This is a genomic window from Flavobacterium sp. NLM (assembly GCF_002210235.1).
In the GTDB taxonomy this organism is placed as follows: domain Bacteria; phylum Bacteroidota; class Bacteroidia; order Flavobacteriales; family Flavobacteriaceae; genus Flavobacterium; species Flavobacterium panici.
Window position 1 is genome coordinate 96750 of sequence record NZ_LIAC01000003.1, and the last position, 18636, is coordinate 115385.

The following is an 18636-nucleotide window of genomic DNA, read 5'->3' on the forward strand; positions in this document are numbered from 1 at the left end:
CAGGAAATTCCGTTAGAAATACATCTGTTTTTGGTTTGAATATTAAATCTAACGAGATTGTCCGTTTAGTAATAAACAGGTATTTATGTAGGACAGGAAATTCCGCTAGGAATTAAATATCGGTAGCCAATGTTTTATACCCGCCGAAAAATATTCCGCTAGGAATATATGATCGGTAGATGGAAAAAATGTAAAATTCCATTAAAAATCAAGAATCAAAAATTTTTGATTATTGCGTAAATTTGAGAGAATATCAAAAAATCAGCAAATGAAAATCAAAAATATATTCTCCAAAACATGGTTTTTACTAAAAAACACTTTTTTAGAATTTAACGATGATAATGCCATTAAGCTTAGTGCGGCACTTGCATACTATACCATATTTGCATTGCCGCCTTTATTGATTATTATCATTACAATCTGTGGTTTCTTTTTTGGAGAGGAAGCTGTAACGGGAGAATTGTACGGACAAATTAATGGTTTGGTTGGTAACGGCGCAGCAAGTCAAATTCAGGAAGCTATTAAAAATGTGCAATTATCTGGCGATAATGTTTTTGCAACCGTATTTGGAATCATAATGCTATTAATTGGAGCGTCAGGAGTTTTTGCCGAAATACAAAGTTCTATTAATTTTATTTGGGGATTACGTGCAAAACCAGACAAAGGAATTAAGAAATTTATTCAAAACCGCTTAATGTCATTCTCAATGATTGCCTCAGTTGGTTTTTTAATGCTGGTCAGTCTTTTTATAAGTACAACCTTAGACTTACTTAGTTCACGTTTAAAAGTTTATTTTCCAGAAAGTACAGTTTATTTATTTTATATAGTTAACATAGTTATTGTACTGGCAAGTATTACTACTCTTTTTGCTATTATTTTTAGAACATTACCAGACGGAAAAATCAAGTGGAAAGATGCTTTTATAGGATCTGGAGTTACAGCTGTACTTTTTATGATTGGTAAATTTGCCATCGGTTTTTATTTAGGAAGTTCAACAGTGGCCTCTGTTTACGGTGCTGCAGGATCTGTGATAATTATTTTAGTTTGGGTTTATTATTCGGCAATTATTCTGTATTTTGGAGCAGAATTTACCAAAGTATATGCAAAATCTTACGGAGGTAAAATTTATCCAAATGAGTACTCGGTAGAAATAGCAAAAGAAATTTACGAAATCGACGAGACAAAAAAAGAACCAATAGAAGAAAAATTACAAAAAGAAAAACCATGAAAATTATCGCCTTTGGAGGAAGTAACAGTCAGCATTCGATCAATAAAAAATTAGCCACATACGCGGCAGGTTTATTCGAAAATGCCGATGTCGAAGTTTTAGATTTAAACGATTACGCAATGCCATTATTTAGTGTTGATCTTGAAAAAGAAGTAGGACAGCACGAACTTGCAAAAGCATTTCTTGCGAAACTTGCCAGCGCAGATATTTTAGTCGTTTCTCTTGCCGAGAATAACAATAATTATTCATCAGCATTCAAAAATTTATTCGATTGGAGTTCTAGGATTACGAAAGAAGTTTTTCAGCAAAAACCAATGTTACTATTAGCAACTTCGCCTGGATCAAGAGGAGGCGCTTCCGTTTTAGAAATTGCGCGAAATGCTTTGCCAAGATATGGAGCTGAAATTAAAGGAACTTTTTCATTACCAACATTTGGCGCGAATTTTGATTTACAAGAAAATAAAATTTCTAACGTCGAGTTAGATAAAGAACTCAAAGATATTATCAAATTAAATTTTTAAATGCCACAAAAAAAGATTGCTATTATATTCCTTTTGTTGAATAGTATTTTTTTGAATTATACTTTCGCACAAAAAATTAATGAAGTAGATAAAATCGTTGCAAAATATCCAAAAAGTTTTGCAACCACAGAAAAATTAGCGGAAAGAATTGAAGAAGACTTCAGTTCTGATTATGACAAGGCACGAGCAATTTACAGCTGGATTGCCTTCAATATAAGATATGATTACAATGCTTTTTTGAATCCGCCGAGAACGCAGGGATTTAGTTATTCTACTGAAGCCGAAAAACAGCGCAAAATTAAAGAACTGAATGACAGATTATGGCAAAAAGCCTTTAGTTCGAAGAAAGCAGTCTGCGAAGGATTTACTGCTTTGTATCAACATTTAGCAGAACTAACAGGCTTAAAATCTGAAATTATCAGAGGAGATTCTAAAATTTCATTAAGAGACATCGGCCGAAAAAATACTTCTTCCAATCATGCATGGAATATTGTTTTAATTGACAGAAAATGGCGTTTGATTGATGTCACTTGGGGACAGGGTTATTTTGATAATAGTAAAGGCAGAATGGTAAATGACTTTTCACCTGTTTACTTTGATACAGATCCGGATTATTTCTTCGCTAAACATTTCCCTGATTCCGGTTCTTATTTGGGAGATAGATTAGATAAAGATGCTTTTCTTAACGGACCTTTAATTTATAATAAAACAATCGAGAACGATTTTAAAATTAAATCTCCAACTACCGGAATTATCGAAGCTAAATACGGAGATAAAATTGATGTTGAAATTAAAAATGTAAAAAAGTCAGATCAGGTTCTTTATTTAAATAAAAGGAATCAGCCCGTTTTGATTAAAAACGCAAAAGAAAAAAGAGGCGGTTTAGAATTTCAAATTCCGTATGATAATAATATTGGCGAATACATTACAATTTTTGTAAACACAAATAGTATTGTTTCTTTTAAAGTTATTCCAAAATAAAGAATAACACTAAGTCTATTTCAATTCAAAAGTTGTAATGAAAATAAAACAAATCCTCTTTGTATTTTTTCTAAATATCATTTTTCTAAATTCTACTTATTCACAAAAGTATACTGCAATTGACAGCATTGTATTAAAATATCCAAATTTTGGAAATACCGAAAAATTAGCAGAGAGAATTCAAAAAGATTTTACTTTAGAACATGATAAAGCAAGAGCAATCTATAGTTGGATTGCATTTAATTTGGAATATGATTTAGAGACCTATTTAGATCCTCCAAAACCAAAAACTTTTACTTCTAAGAATGAATCAGAGAATGCTAAACAAATGCAATTATCAGATGCAAATACAGCTCAAAAAGCATTTAGATCTAAGAAAGCGGTTTGTGAAGGTTTTGCGCAATTATATGCACATTTATCGACATTGTGTGGATTAAAATGTCAGGTAATAAAAGGTGATTCTAAAACTTTACTAAATGATATAGGAAGAAGGAGATTAGGAACAAATCACGCTTGGAATTCAGTTCAGATTGATGGAAAATGGGTCTTTGTTGATGCGACTTGGGGACAAGGATATTTTGATGAAAAGCGTCAGATAGTGGTCAAAGTTTTTAAGCCTTTTTATTTTGATATGGACCCTCAATATTTTAATGCTAAACATTTTCCAGAGTCAGCTATGTATGCGGGAAATACAGGGAATAAAGAAGCGTTTTTAAACGGCCCTCTTATCTATAGTGCATTCATAAAAGAAGGTTGTGAGGTATTGATGCCTTTCTCTGGAGTGATTCAGGCAAATGATGGAGATAAAATTACTTTTAAAATAAAAAATCTTTCAAGAATTGACGATCTTTATTACTTGGATAAAAAAGGAGAACGTGTTCAGATTGAAAATCCAAAAGAGGAAGATGGAATATTAGAATTTCAGGTTACATACAACAGAAAGTGCGGTCGTTTTATTACTCTTTATCTATTTAGAGAAAGTCTTATGGCTTTTAAAATAATACCTAAACAAATATAATTATGTTGTTTGTTTAAAGAGTTTTCTTCTTTCCTTATATTGCCGTATCTTAGCAATTCAGGAATTGAATTAATGCGATATGGAGACAACTTTTTTGAAATCGATCTTAGACAATGATTTCTATAAATTTACAATGCAGCATGCTGTAATAAGACTTTTTCCAAAGGCAAAGGTTCGATACGGATTTATTAATCGAGGAAAGCATAAATTTCCGGCTGGTTTTGCAGATTTACTTCGTCGTTCTGTAGATGCATTGGAAGATCTTCGTTTAACTAAAGAAGAAAAAAATTACCTGTCACATTACTGTCCTTATCTTGATCCCACTTATTTAGATTTTTTACAAGGATATAGTTTCGATCCGTCAGAAGTACAGATTAGTCAGGAAGGATCAGAAATTAAAGTTACAGTTGAAGGTTTTTGGTATCGGACTATTTTATGGGAAGTTCCATTAATGGCTTTAATTTCGGAGCTTTTTTATAAATCAAATCATTTAATCCGCTTGAATGACGAAGCCATAAAAAGCCTCACAAAAGATAAAATCGATAATTACAATAAACTAGGCGTTTCTATTTTAGAATTCGGCACAAGACGCCGCCATTCTTATGATGTTCATAATTTGGTAAATGAAACTCTGCGAACTTTTGGCGGGCAAAGTTTTATAGGAACCAGCAATGTACATTTTGCAATGGTCAATAACAAACGCCCTTTAGGCACGCACGCACATGAATGGTTTATGTTTCATGCGGCGCAATACGGTTTTAAAATGGCAAATTCCATAAGTCTGGAACATTGGACACAGGTTTACGGCGGTGATCTCGGAATTGCCTTAACAGACACTTATACTACAGAAATATTTTTCAATCAATTTGATAAAAAATACTCCAAACTTTTTGACGGCGTTCGACATGACAGCGGCGATCCAATTGAATTTGCCAAAAAAGTAATTACGCATTATACCAAAATGGGAATTGATCCAAAATCGAAAGCCATTGTTTTTTCAGATTCTTTAAATTTTGAAAAAGTAAAAACGATAGTCGACTTTTGTCAGGACAAAATCAAAATGTCATTCGGAATCGGAACAAATTTTACCAATGATGTTGGACTTCCAGCCATGAATATGGTGATAAAATTAACAGAAACGAAACCCGATAATACACATTGGCAGGGAGCGGTCAAACTTTCTGACGAAAAAAACAAAAATACCGGAACGCCCGAAATGATTGCTTTGGCAAAGGAAGTACTCGGAATCAAATAGTATTTTTTTGTTTCATAGCTGATTTTTTATATTTTTAACGGTCATATTTTTTTAAAATCAATTTAAATAGATTTAAAACCTGTTATTATTCGTAACAAAAAAGAAATACGCTTTCATTTTTTGCCGATAAATGGTACATTAGCCAAAAATCCAATTCACCTTATGCTAGAGCAAAATCAATATACCGAAGATAATATCCGATCACTCGATTGGAAAGAACATATCCGTATGCGTCCGGGAATGTATATCGGAAAATTGGGAGACGGTTCTTCTCCAGATGATGGTATTTACATTCTTTTAAAAGAGGTTTTAGATAACTGTATCGATGAGTTCGTAATGGGCTCCGGTAAAACTATTGAAGTGACTATCAAGGATAAAACGGTTTCTGTTCGTGATTACGGACGTGGAATTCCGTTAGGAAAAGTGGTCGATGTAGTTTCGAAAATGAATACAGGTGGAAAGTACGATTCTAAAGCTTTCCAGAAATCAGTAGGTTTGAACGGTGTCGGAACAAAAGCGGTAAATGCACTTTCAAATTATTTTCGTGTAGAATCTGTTCGTGATGATAAACAAAAAGGAGCAGAGTTTTCTGCCGGAAATTTAGTTCTTGAAGAAGATATAATCGAAACCACAAAACGTAAAGGAACCAAAGTAACTTTTACGCCAGACGAAACGATTTTTAAAAACTATAAATTCCGTTTAGAATACGTTATTAAAATGGTTAAAAACTATTGTTACCTAAACAATGGTTTGACAATTATTTTCAATGGAGAAAAATATTATTCAGAAAACGGACTTCGTGATTTATTAGAAGAAACAATCAGCGAAGAAGATTTAGAATATCCAATTATTCACTTAAAAGATCATGATATTGAAGTTGCGTTAACACACAGTAAAACGCAGTATAGTGAAGAATATCACTCTTTTGTCAACGGTCAGAATACAACGCAGGGAGGAACGCACTTAGCGGCGTATCGTGAAGCAGTTGTAAAAACGATTCGTGAGTTTTACAATAAGAATTTCGAAGCATCAGATGTTCGAAAATCGATTGTGAGTGCGATTAGTATTAAAGTTATGGAACCGGTTTTTGAGTCTCAGACCAAAACAAAATTAGGTTCTACAGATATGGGTTCTGATGATGGAACGCCAGCAGTTTCTGTTCGTACTTTCGTAAACGATTTTATCAAAACCAAATTAGATAATTACCTGCATAAAAATCCTCCGACTGCCGAAGCTTTGTTACGCAAAATTCTTCAGGCAGAACGTGAACGTAAAGAATTATCAGGAATTAGAAAACTGGCTACAGATCGTGCTAAAAAAGCCAATCTTCATAATAAAAAATTAAGAGACTGCCGAGCGCATCTTCCAGATACTAAAAATCCAAGAAACTTAGAAAGTACGCTTTTTATTACCGAGGGAGATTCGGCTTCCGGATCGATTACAAAGTCGCGTGACGTGAATACTCAAGCAGTTTTCAGTTTGCGTGGTAAACCTTTGAATTCATACGGGATGACTAAAAAAATTGTGTATGAAAATGAAGAATTCAACTTATTGCAAGCTGCACTTGATATCGAAGACGGTTTAGAAAAATTGCGCTATAACAATATAGTAATCGCAACCGATGCCGATGTCGACGGAATGCACATTCGTTTGCTTTTAATTACTTTCTTTTTGCAGTTTTTCCCAGAATTAATTAAAGAAGGGCATTTGTATATTTTGCAAACACCGCTTTTCAGGGTTCGAAACAAAAAAGAAACGATTTACTGTTATTCTGAAGAAGAAAGAAAAGATGCGATCGAGAAACTAAAACCAAAACCAGAAATCACCCGATTTAAAGGTTTAGGAGAGATTTCTCCAGATGAGTTTAAAAATTTTATTGGAGATACAATCCGCCTTGATCCGGTTATGATGGATAAACATACTTCGATAGAGCAGTTGTTATCTTTCTATATGGGTAAAAATACACCAGACAGACAAGAGTTTATTATCAAGAATTTGAAAGTGGAGATTGATGAGCTTGAAGAAGTTTAGTAAGCTTTTAGTTTTATCAATTATTTTAGGATTAGCTTCCTGTAATAAAAATAAAGCTTTTGAAGGAGAAAGAAATCTGGACTATTCTGATGCTTTTGATTTAGAAAAAGAAGCAATTAAAAAGATTGAAATATTCTCTTATCCAGATCGATTAGCTTGGGATACATTAAGACATAAAGAAATTATTAGAAATAATAAGATCGATTTTGATACTTCAATGATTAATGAAAAAGTTACATTGTTGAAAGAAACTCAAATAAAAGAATTATTTGGTTTGATTAAAATTCATTGTAAAGTTGAAGGTGATGTTGCTCCTTATTCAAGTTGTTATATGCCAAGAAATTTAATTCTTTTTTATAATAAAGAAAATAGAATTATTGCGCATATTGAAGTTTGTTTTGAATGTGGAACTTCTGAATCTTCTAATAACCTTAGAGAAAATTGGGATTATTGCAAAGATGATGTAAAAGACTTTTTCAAAAAAGCAGGAATAAAATATTTTGTGGATACAAATGAAAAGGAAGAAAAAGAAAGATTGTTTTTGGATAGTTTGAAAACAACTAAAATAGTTAACAATAAAGTTTTAAAATAAAATACTGAAATAATTCAGCATAAAAATGAAAGACGAAGAAGACGATAACATAATTCCAAACGACGACGAAAATAATCAAGATGAAAACCTGACGGATGACAATCAGGATGGAGACGACGATGAGATTATCAACGTAGATGCTAAACACTTTGAAGGGCAGCATTTTTACGAAAATCAGGAAGAAGAAGGAGAAGACGTTATTACCAAAGTAACCGGAATGTACAAAGACTGGTTTTTGGATTACGCTTCATACGTAATTCTGGAACGTGCAGTTCCTGCTATCGAGGACGGATTTAAACCTGTTCAGCGTCGTATCATGCACTCTTTAAAAGAGCTGGATGATGGTCGTTATAACAAAGTTGCCAATGTTGTTGGTCATACCATGCAGTATCACCCACACGGAGATGCTAGTATTGGTGACGCAATGGTACAAATTGGTCAAAAAGATTTATTGATTGACTGCCAGGGAAACTGGGGAAATATCTTAACGGGCGATGGAGCAGCAGCTTCGCGTTATATTGAGGCACGTTTATCTAAATTTGCTTTGGAGGTTTTGTATTCTCCAAAAATTACAGATTGGGGTGTTTCGTATGACGGGCGTCGTGCTGAACCAAACAATCTTCCTGTAAAATTTCCATTGCTTTTGGCACAGGGAGCAGAAGGTATTGCAGTTGGACTTTCGACTAAAGTTTTACCTCATAACTTCAATGAATTAATTGATGCTTCGATTAAAATTTTAAAAGGAAAAGCTTTTACGCTTTATCCTGATTTTATGACGGCAGGTATTGCCGATGTTTCCAATTATAATGATGGACTTCGCGGCGGACGTGTGCGTGTGCGTGCTAAAATTTCGCAATTAGATAAAAATACTTTGGTGATTACGCAGATTCCGTTTTCTACCAATACATCGACTTTAATTGACAGTATTTTGAAAGCCAATGATAAAGGTAAAATCAAAATCAAGAAAATTGAAGACAATACCGCTGCCGATGTTGAAATTTTAATTCATCTTTTTCCGGGCGTTTCGCCAGATAAAACAATCGATGCTTTGTTTGCTTTTACAGCCTGCGAAACCTCTGTTGCGCCTTTAGGATGCGTTATTGAAGACAACAAACCATTGTTTATTGGAGTTTCTGAAATGTTGAAAATTTCAACACACAGAACAGTTGATTTACTTCGTCAGGAATTAGAGATTCAGTTAGAAGAATTAAAAAATAAATGGCATTTTTCTACTTTGGAGAAAATCTTCATTCGTGAAGAAATGTACATTGATTTCAAATTGTATTCTGATAGAGAATCACTTTATAAATATTTATACGACCGATTTGAGCCTTTCAAAAAATCATTCGTCAGAGAAATTAACGACGATGATTTACAACGTCTGACTCAAATACCAATGATTCGTATCACTCGTTTTGACTCTGATAAAGCGGATGATTTTATTGCGAAGTTAGAAGACGAAATGAAAGAAGTAGAGCATAATCTGGAACATTTAACAGATTTTGCAATTGCATACTTTACCAAATTAAAAGAGAAATACGGAAAAGGCCGCGAACGCCAGACTGAACTTCGTGTTTTTGATAATGTTGAGGCAACAAAAGTAGTTTTACGTAATACAAAATTATACGTAAACCGTGAAGAAGGTTTCGTTGGAACCAGCTTAAAGAAAGATGAATACGTTGGCGATTGTTCTGATATTGATGATGTAATTGTGTTTTTACGAGACGGAACATTGATGATAACAAAAGTAGATGCCAAAACTTTTATAGGAAAAGATATCATACATGTTGCTGTTTTTGATAAGAGTGATAAACGAACTATTTATAATATGATGTACCGTGATGGTAAATCTGGTCCTTCATATATAAAACGTTTCAACGTTAGCGGAGTAACGCGCGATAAAGCTTACGATTTAACAAATGGAACAAGCGGTTCTCAGGTTGTTTATTTTTCACATAATCCAAACGGAGAAGCTGAGGTTGTAACGATATTATTGCGTCAGGTAGGAACAATCAAAAAATTGAAATTCGATATTGATTTTGCTAAACTGGCGATTAAAGGCCGTGCCTCGAAAGGAAATTTGGTAACAAAATATCCAATCAAGAAAATCGAATTAAAAGAAAAAGGAATTTCAACTCTACTGCCAAGAAAAGTTTGGTTTGATGATACCGTAAAACGTTTAAATGTTGATGCAAGAGGTGAATTGTTAGGTGAATTTAAGCCAAGCGATAAAATTTTAGTTATAAGCCAGACAGGTAAATTAAAAGTCATTATTCCGGAATTGTCAACTCATTTTGAGGAAGATATGATTATTTTGGAAAAATGGAAACCTAAAAAACCAATTTCTGCTATTTATTATGATGGAGAAAAAGAGCGTTATTTCTTAAAACGTTTCCTTGTAGAAAATGAAGGTAAAGAAGAAAGCTTTATTACAGATCATCCAAATTCGCAATTAGAAATTGTCTCAACAGATTATCGTCCGGTAGCGCAATTGGTTTTTGCGAAAGTAAAAGGAGTTCAAAAAGAAGATTTACATATTGATGTTGAAGACTTTATAGCTGTAAAAGGTTTCAAAGCTTTAGGAAATCAATTAACTACAGATAAACTAAAACAGGTTAATTTATTAGACCCGCTTCCTTATGAAGAACCAGTCGAAGAAATCCCTGAAAAACCAGAAGTATCAGAAGATGATCCTGTAGAAACAGAATTAGATGATGATGGCCAGATAGGTTTAGTTTTAGACTAATATAAATTGGAAAACGCTAAGAATTTGATTTCTTAGCGTTTTTTTATTAACATTTTTGTCAATCTGTAATAACAGAAATGATATTGTTATTATACTTTCTAATTTTTGATAAATGAATATAAGGTTGATTAAAAACACAATTAACATATTTTTAATAAGTCTTATATTGTTATTAAATTAACTTATTATGGAGTTTGATAGTATCCTTTGATTTCTAAATTAGCCAATTAATTTAAAATCAAAACCATGAAAAATTTATTAGGTTTATTAAGCGCCGCTTTATTAGTATTTACCTCTTGTTCAAAAGATGATAATAATGAATCATCTGACCCAGCTTCTCCAATTTTAGTTAAAAAAATAACTAAGATTGATAGTAAGGGAAGTTCTTCAAGTGAAAATTATCTCTATAATGGAAATAAAATTGTCAGTATAACAGAAGCTGATGGTTCACTAACGAAATTTACATACAACGGGAATGAAATAGTAACGAAAGAAGAATTTGATAAGAATGGATTATCAAAAGGTCCTGTTGAATATGGCTATACTGATGGACTAATGACAAGTTATGTTGAAAAATATGACGATGATTATAATAGTAAAACTAAATATAAACATAATAATGATGGTACGGTTTCTTACGAACAGTTTAAAGTTGATATTAAAACGGGTCTTGAAGTAAAATTTCAGCAAACGGGAAAATTAACATACAAAGATGGTAATTTAATAAAAGCAGAAAGATCGTATGATAAATTTGAAACTGTGGAAATATACGAATACGATACTAAAAATAGTCCCCTTAAAAATATTTTAGGTTGGAATTTATTATTAGATGAAGAGCCTGCTGTTAAAAATATAATTAAAAAGGTTGATACTTCAGGATCTCAAGGTAATATTCATACAGATACATATATATCTACCTATACATATGATGTGAATAATTATCCAACAGAAAAAATAACAAAACTTTCTGGTTCAACTGATACTGAAACTGTTCAGTACGTATATTAATTTAAATCTATAAAAAGCAAATACTTCAATATTAAGTTTGAAGTGTTTGCTTTTTCTATTTATTGAAATAATTACATTTTTAAATGTCAAAAAATAAACTTCTTTTACTTCTTTTACTATTTGTATCGTTATCATACTCTCAAGTTAAGAGTCCAGCTGTCATGGTCAATGCCAGAGCTCAAAAAAATAAAATTTTAATCCGTTGGGCAGTTAATTCTCCTAGTGAGTGGCAGAAAGCAAATAAAAAAGGATTTATAATTACCAGAACAACCGTATTGCGGGATGGAATTATTTTAACTAAACCTGAAAAAATACAACTTACACCAAAGCCATTATTACCAGAACTATTAGATTCCTGGCTCGACTTAGTACAAAAAGATAATAATGCAGCTATTATAGCACAATCTATTTATGGTGAAAGTTTTGAAGTAACTGCAGCCAAAGAAGGAGAGTTATCCAAAATTGTAAATATGGCTGATGAACTAGATCAGCGATACACTTTTGCTTTGTACGCTGCGGATATGAGTTTTGAAGGGGCTGTAAAAGCAGGCTGGGGGCTTGTTGATACCAACGTAAAACAAAATGAAGTTTATGCCTATCAGGTAAGTGTTTTCGAAAGTCCAAAAGTTAAAGAATCATCTTATGTAATTGGATTAAAAGATTATACAGCTTTACCAGCGCCAACAGATTTTATTGCTATCCCTGATGATAAAAAAGTATTACTTTCCTGGGATTATGAAACTTTTAAAAGAATTTATACCTCCTTTATGGTTGAAAAATCTTCTGACGGAATAAATTACGCACCAATATCAAATACAGCTCTTGTCAATTTAAATGATAAAGAAGATCATCCGTCAAAAACTATGTATTATGTAGATACACTTAGTGTCAACGATAAAATGTATCACTACAGATTATATGGTATAACTTCTTTTGGAGAAAAGGGAGAAGTAACAAAACCTATTACAGTTAAAGGTGTGGATGCTGTAGTTGCTTCAGCCAGACTAATTGACTACAATATCATCAATTCGAATGAAGTTAATTTAGAATGGGATTATCCTGCAGCATCAGAAAGTTTTATTCAAGGTTACGAAATCAATTTGGCAGATAATGATAAAGGACCTTATAAAGTAGTTTCTAAAATTATCCCTCCATCACAGAGAAAATTAAATTACAAAGAAAATTTATTTCCCTCCAATTACTTTACGATATCAGTTTTAGGTAAAAACAATCAGCGATTAACCTCTCAAAGTATGCTGGTACAGCCTGTAGATTCTATACCTCCTGCAAAACCAATTGGACTAGAAGGTATAATTGATAGTCTAGGAACGGTAAAGTTAAAATGGAAACCAAATCAGGAAAAAGATTTACGAGGTTATCGTATTTTAAAAGCTAATAATGCTGATGAAGAGTTCGTAGATATTTATCATAAATCATATACTGGTAATACTTATAAGGATAGTGTCAGTCTGAAAATGACTAATAGCAAAGTCTATTATAGAATTGCTGCCGAAGATATGCGATTTAACATTTCAGAGCCATCAGATGTTTTGGTTTTAGATAAACCGGATAAGATCCCACCGGCAGCACCAATTTTTAAAGATTATGATAATAAAGATGGGAAAGTACATTTAAAATGGATTCGTAGTTATAGTGAAGACGTCGTAGGATATAGTCTTAGAAGAAGAGAAAAAGGACAAGAAAAATGGCTGGAAATAAAACATATAAACGACACCATTCAGGAATTTACAGATGATAGAGTAGAGAATAAAAAAACATATCAATACGCTATTTTGGCTAAAGACAGAAGTAATCTATGGTCATCACTGGATCATTCTATCATAACAGTACAAGTTTTAGATTTTACACCACTTAAAGTGATTTCATTTTTGCAAGGAATACCTGATCGGGAAAATAAAAAAATAACGCTCACTTGGGATTATAATAAAAGCAAAGAGAAGATAAACGGTTTAAGTATATATAAAAATTTAAAGGGAGCTCCGCCAACATTATGGAAGGAATTAAATGGGAATGTGTTTACCATTGAAGATAAAAATTTAAAAATAAATATGGAATACGAGTATCACTTGATTCCGAGTTTACAGAGTAGCAACCCTGTAAAAGAAGAAGTTTTAACTGTTGTTTATTAGGTGTATGAAGAGAATTTACTTGTTGATAGTTTTTTTGGTTTCAGGATTTGGATTTGGGCAAGCTCCAGAAATAGGCTCATATGAAATTTTTTTTAAAGGCTCGGCTTATGGAGATGAACATCATAATTGTGGAGAAGCATATGTTAATCTTGAATTTATTACACCGGCTGATAATTACAGAGTCCTAACTATTAACTACGATGATAAAAGAGAGACAATAAGTTATGATAAGTCAACAACATTAACTACGTTTCGAGCAGATAAAATGCCAGTATCAATGTTTTTTTCTGCGTCAAGGTACGATAGACAATCTTGTAATGGTAATAGGCCTAATAATAGTGGTAGAATATATACTACAGATAAATTCCATTGTTTTGATTTTAATTTTGAATTTAAACAATTTAAAAATGTAAAAAATGAAGGAGATGGACTTGGACAATCATCATTTAATGTAAAAGTACGTCCCATTCTCGTTATTGTCGATCCAGGAATTCAAAATGATCTTTCAACCGAAAGTGAAATGAAGATAGAATCAAATACGGGTTTTTTACCTTCAGAATATAATTGGCAATATTCATTAAATCCATCTCCAAATGAAAATCCTGAATCCTTAGACTGGATAGATTTACCTCAATTCAATGAAATGTCAAGTTTTTCAGCAAATGCAGTTGATATTCTTGGAAGTAACACATTTAATAATATTGGCAGAAAAATTTTTATTAGACAAAAAGCATGTGATGTTGTCTCAAAACCAGTTAATTATATAATTCGATTAACTGCGCCAAAAGTTGATTCTGAATTGATAATTCAGCCAACTTGCAGTGATACTAATGATGGAAGTGTGAAATTTATATTTAACAGAACACTATTTGATGGAGAACAATTAAATTATAGTTTACTGGATGTTGCCACAGATACCCCAACTGACTATAATGGCACATTAGCAATTAAAGCAGATAAATCTTTCGTTATTTCGGATTTACGAAAAGGCAGCTATATGTTACAATTAATAGGATTTAAGGATGGATTAAGCACAGCTACTGATGCTGATCGATATGATTTGAAACCTTTTATAATAACATCTCCTCCTCCGTTAGATTTTACATTAGATGCTAAAAATGTACAATGTTATAAATCTCAAGATGGTGCTATAACAATTATTCCAACCGGTGGAACCCGTAACATTTTAGGAAATGATTATTACTCATTAGATAATGGGGGTAGCTGGATACCCTTTCCAAATAATGAACCATATACAATTACTGGATTAAACCCTGGAACTTACAGGGTAAAAGTTAAAGACATGAATGGCTGTATTGCCAGAATTCAAACTATAGTAAATGGTGAAATTCAACTTGGAGAAGAAAAAATTATAGAAGTAACCATATCTCAACCGTTATCTCCATTAACCGTAAATTATACTTACACACAAAAGCCAACTTTTTTTGGAGCGTTTAATGGAAAAATCACGGCTTCAATAAGTGGTGGAACAATAAAAGACGATAAATCCTATGATTATAAATGGATAAAAACTACTGGTGAAGAATTTTCAGCGACAGCTCAGTATAATGCAGTCGATAAAACTTATAATATTTCGTTAGAAAATATTCCGGCAGGAGAATATAAATTAACAGTAACAGATAAAAATTATGCTTTTGCTGAAAATAAAACGAGTTGTTCTGTTATTGAATCTTCTCAAATTTTGCCCCAGCCGCAGCCAATTGCAATTACGTTAACAGAAACCCAATCTATATCTTGTAATTCAGAAAATGAAGATACAGATTCAAATAAATTTTCAGATGGAATTTTAACTGCTGCAGTTATTGGCGGTATTGAACCTTATCAATATGTTTGGTCAAAATACAATGTTGCAACAAATGCTTGGGATATTTTGGATGATCAGACTTCTAAGATGGCTCAAAATCTTTCGAAAGGAAATTACGCTGTAAATGTTATAGATGCTAACGGAATTGTAAAAGGAACTTATAATACTACAGATTTAGTAACAGCAACTCTAACTACAAAAGAAATTTTTGAGCCTGTAAAATTAGACTTGGCATTTGATTCAGGAAATGTTTCTTGTAATGAAGGAAATAATGGATGGACAACAGCAAATGTTACAGGAGGAACAGCACCCTATAAATATACTTGGTATAATGTTAATGGTGGAATTGTAAACAACAACAAAATTGCGCAATTAACTGCTGGAGAATATTTTGTGGAGATTATAGATGAGAAAGGCTGTTTTGTAAAGGGAAGTATCACTATAACAGAACCTCAGATCCCAGTAGCAATTGAATATGAAGAAATTTTGTCACCTACTTTCTCTGGTGGAACTAACGGACGCATTGTAGCTAAGATAACAGGAGGGACGCCAAATATAGATCAATCGTATGGATACGAATGGAAAAATGCTAAAGGAGAAATACAAAATTCAATTGCAGAAATAATAGATGGTGTTTATACCATTACATTAGATAATATTCCTGCCGATGATTATTTTTTAACCATTAAAGATAAAAATTATAATGAAGGAACTAATCAAATTATAAATTGTTCGGTATTAGAATCAGAAGTAAAATTAACAGAGCCAGATCCTTTAAAAGTTGTTTTCGAGATTTTGCGTACTATTTCTTGTAACACAGATAATGAATTTGGTGATGATACAGATATTAATCCAAAAGATGATCAGAGAGACGAGTCACAGGATGGTATTTTAACAGCTCATGTTACAGGCGGTACTCCATTAGCTGATTCTGATAATAAAGGACTGCCGTACTATTTTTATTGGAAAAAACAGCAAGCTGATGGCTCGTGGATGGCTTTGCCTAATATTATAGGAGAAACAGCTTCAAATCTTTCGCATGGAAATTATGCCTTAAATATAAAAGACAGAAACGGAATTATGTTGGGAACTTATGTCAATAACCAGCTAGTACAGGAAATTGATGTAACCCAATTTATGCAGGAACCTCCAAAATTAGCTGTTACCATAACAAGCGGTAATGTTTTTTGTAATGAAGGAAATGATGGCTGGGCTACAGCAAATGTTACCGGAGGAACCCCTCCTTATGATTATAAATGGTCAAACGAGATAGAAACCGATAAAAACACTATTCTAAAAGCAGGTGAATATTGGGTATTTATTACTGATGCAAAAGGTTGTACAACTCAGGAAAGTATTACCATTACAGAACCTAAAACACCTTTAACAATAAAATATAGTGAGGTTTTAAATCCAAGTTTTTACAAAGCAACAAATGGAAAAATTGTAGTAGAAATTACAGGTGGTACTATTTCTGCAAATAATTCTTATTGGTATGAATGGAAAAACAGTAAAGGAGTTATACAGACAGTAGCTACGAGTTTTAATAATGGTGTTTTTACCATTTCTTTAAACGGAATTCCTGAAGAAACTTACACCTTAAATATTCATGATGCTAATTATGATGCAGCAACAAATAAATCTAGCTGTAACGTTTCAAATTCAATTATCACTTTAGAGGAACCAGATCCGTTTGAAGTTACATTCGAAATAGTTAGAACTATTTCTTGTAATGTAAATAATGAATTTGGAAATGAAACCGATATAAATCCACAAGACAATCAAAGAGATGAATCTCAGGATGGAATTTTGACCGCTCATGTAAAAGGCGGAATTCAGCTTCCGTTAGATAAAAATAATGGACTTCCTTATTATTACATATGGAAGAAAAAGCAAAATGACGGCTCTTGGATGATATGGAATGATCAGGACGAAACTCTTGAAAATATTTCAGAAGGAACGTATGCTTTGAATATTGAAGATGCGAATGGAATTAAGTTAGGGACTTACACAAATAATATTTTGGTTAAGGAGACTGATGCAGTTCAGTACATAGCTCAGCCCGCAAAATTAAATTTGACGTTTACAAAATTAAATGCTAGCTGTAACAATGGAGATGATGGATGGGCAGAAGCTCATGTTTCTGGCGGAACAGCACCTTACACATATGAATGGACGAACGGAGAAACAACTGCAAAAATTAAGAATATTACAACAAGTAATTATTTTGTATTGGTTACAGATGCAAAAGGATGTGTGGTGCAGGGAAGTATTTTTGTAGGGGATCCAAAAGGAATCTTAACTACAGAAACAATCAAAAATCCAACTTGTTATAAAGCAAACGATGGCTCAATACAGTTAAATGTTACAGGAGGAAATTTACCCTACAGTTATTTATGGAATACTGGTGCCACAACCAAAGATTTAAATAATCTTAAAGCAGGAAATTATGAAGTAAGTATTACCTGTCCTGATTGCTGCTTATACAAAAAGAAATTTGTTTTAAAAGAGCCAAACCCAATTATAGTTGATTTAGGAAAAGACAGAACATTGTGTAACGATCAGGTTTTAGATCTGGATGCTGCAATCGCAGATACGAAAGCTCAGTACAACTGGACTTCTACTAATGGATTTACATCAAACCAGCCAAAAGTAAGTATAACAAATGCCGGAACATATCATGTAAAAGTGACTTCAGGTTTAGGATGTATTGGTGAAGACGAAATTATAATTAAGACAAGCAAAGCAATTATAAGTTCTGAATTTTTATTAAGCTCTCAGGCTTATCTGGATGAAGAAGTTATTTTGGTAAATGTAAGCGATCCCTTTGGAGAAAGTACAAAATGGATACTGCCTGAAGGATTAAAAACAATCGAACAAAAAGAAAAATACATTATACTCAAATTTAACGAGATTGGTACCTACACCGTTGGCTTACAGCAAACGCAAGGAGAATGTTTTGCCATCTACAATAAAAATATTAAAGTAGAAAAACGAAGCACATTGCCAAATACCGGCAGTTCACCAAAGTCCATCATAGATTTTATCGTGACGCCAAACCCTAGCAACGGTAATTTCAAAGCAATTGTTAATCTGGAGAATAATTCTGCAATTAATTTACGACTTTTTTCTACTACAGGAGAATTTACCATGCAGAAAAAAGACTCAGGAAAGAAAAAGTATGAAGTCGATTTTAATACCTCATTACAGTCCGGAATGTACATTTTAGTATTAGAAACAGAACTACAAACGCTTGTTAGAAAAATTATCATCTATTAAAA

The 18636-nt window shown here is 32.6% G+C and carries 11 protein-coding genes; all 11 read left to right on the top strand.

Annotated features, from left to right (window positions below):
* The first annotated feature begins 268 nt into the window (after positions 1-268).
* The 11 genes from APR43_RS04770 to APR43_RS04820 all read left to right on the top strand — a co-directional run bounded on the left by APR43_RS04770 (position 269) and on the right by APR43_RS04820 (position 18634).
* Complete coding sequence (locus tag APR43_RS04770) at positions 269-1228, top strand: YihY/virulence factor BrkB family protein (protein WP_053473681.1); 960 nt, start codon at positions 269-271, stop codon at positions 1226-1228.
* Positions 1225-1749, top strand: coding sequence for an NADPH-dependent FMN reductase (locus APR43_RS04775; RefSeq protein WP_053473680.1), 525 nt, complete (start codon positions 1225-1227; stop codon positions 1747-1749). The genes APR43_RS04770 and APR43_RS04775 overlap by 4 nt, the downstream gene beginning before the upstream one ends.
* The gene (locus APR43_RS04780) at positions 1750-2730 is read left to right on the top strand and encodes a transglutaminase domain-containing protein (protein ID WP_053473679.1); all 981 of its coding nucleotides are present in this window, start codon (positions 1750-1752) and stop codon (positions 2728-2730) included.
* 37 nt (positions 2731-2767) lie between these two features.
* Positions 2768-3748: a transglutaminase domain-containing protein gene (locus APR43_RS04785; protein WP_053473678.1), complete on the top strand. Its 981-nt coding sequence runs from the start codon at positions 2768-2770 to the stop codon at positions 3746-3748.
* Between the two features lie 79 nt (positions 3749-3827).
* The gene (gene pncB / locus APR43_RS04790) at positions 3828-5003 is read left to right on the top strand and encodes a nicotinate phosphoribosyltransferase (protein ID WP_053473677.1); all 1176 of its coding nucleotides are present in this window, start codon (positions 3828-3830) and stop codon (positions 5001-5003) included.
* 162 nt (positions 5004-5165) lie between these two features.
* Positions 5166-7034 (top strand): DNA topoisomerase IV subunit B, encoded by a 1869-nt coding sequence (locus tag APR43_RS04795; protein WP_053473766.1) that lies wholly within the window; start codon positions 5166-5168, stop codon positions 7032-7034.
* Complete coding sequence (locus APR43_RS04800) at positions 7015-7626, top strand: hypothetical protein (RefSeq protein WP_053473676.1); 612 nt, start codon at positions 7015-7017, stop codon at positions 7624-7626. The genes APR43_RS04795 and APR43_RS04800 overlap by 20 nt, the downstream gene beginning before the upstream one ends.
* A gap of 25 nt (positions 7627-7651) precedes the next feature.
* The gene (locus APR43_RS04805) at positions 7652-10372 is read left to right on the top strand and encodes a DNA gyrase/topoisomerase IV subunit A (protein WP_053473675.1); all 2721 of its coding nucleotides are present in this window, start codon (positions 7652-7654) and stop codon (positions 10370-10372) included.
* Positions 10373-10618: 246 nt separating this feature from the next.
* Positions 10619-11380 (top strand): hypothetical protein, encoded by a 762-nt coding sequence (locus APR43_RS04810; RefSeq protein WP_053473674.1) that lies wholly within the window; start codon positions 10619-10621, stop codon positions 11378-11380.
* 83 nt (positions 11381-11463) lie between these two features.
* Positions 11464-13530 (top strand): fibronectin type III domain-containing protein, encoded by a 2067-nt coding sequence (locus APR43_RS04815; RefSeq protein ID WP_053473673.1) that lies wholly within the window; start codon positions 11464-11466, stop codon positions 13528-13530.
* Between the two features lie 4 nt (positions 13531-13534).
* A complete protein-coding gene (locus tag APR43_RS04820) occupies positions 13535-18634 on the top strand; it encodes a T9SS type A sorting domain-containing protein (RefSeq protein WP_053473672.1) in 5100 nt (1699 codons plus the stop codon).
* Positions 18635-18636: the final 2 nt, after the last annotated feature.

What these genes read in the sequence shown, in the direction of transcription:
- APR43_RS04770 (WP_053473681.1), top strand. Translation starts at nt 269, where the DNA reads ATGAAAATCAAAAATATATTCTCCAAAACATGGTTTTTACTAAAAAAC.
- APR43_RS04775 (WP_053473680.1), top strand. Translation starts at nt 1,225, where the DNA reads ATGAAAATTATCGCCTTTGGAGGAAGTAACAGTCAGCATTCGATCAAT.
- APR43_RS04780 (WP_053473679.1), top strand. Translation starts at nt 1,750, where the DNA reads ATGCCACAAAAAAAGATTGCTATTATATTCCTTTTGTTGAATAGTATT.
- APR43_RS04785 (WP_053473678.1), top strand. Translation starts at nt 2,768, where the DNA reads ATGAAAATAAAACAAATCCTCTTTGTATTTTTTCTAAATATCATTTTT.
- pncB (WP_053473677.1), top strand. Translation starts at nt 3,828, where the DNA reads ATGGAGACAACTTTTTTGAAATCGATCTTAGACAATGATTTCTATAAA.
- APR43_RS04795 (WP_053473766.1), top strand. Translation starts at nt 5,166, where the DNA reads ATGCTAGAGCAAAATCAATATACCGAAGATAATATCCGATCACTCGAT.
- APR43_RS04800 (WP_053473676.1), top strand. Translation starts at nt 7,015, where the DNA reads ATGAGCTTGAAGAAGTTTAGTAAGCTTTTAGTTTTATCAATTATTTTA.
- APR43_RS04805 (WP_053473675.1), top strand. Translation starts at nt 7,652, where the DNA reads ATGAAAGACGAAGAAGACGATAACATAATTCCAAACGACGACGAAAAT.
- APR43_RS04810 (WP_053473674.1), top strand. Translation starts at nt 10,619, where the DNA reads ATGAAAAATTTATTAGGTTTATTAAGCGCCGCTTTATTAGTATTTACC.
- APR43_RS04815 (WP_053473673.1), top strand. Translation starts at nt 11,464, where the DNA reads ATGTCAAAAAATAAACTTCTTTTACTTCTTTTACTATTTGTATCGTTA.
- APR43_RS04820 (WP_053473672.1), top strand. Translation starts at nt 13,535, where the DNA reads ATGAAGAGAATTTACTTGTTGATAGTTTTTTTGGTTTCAGGATTTGGA.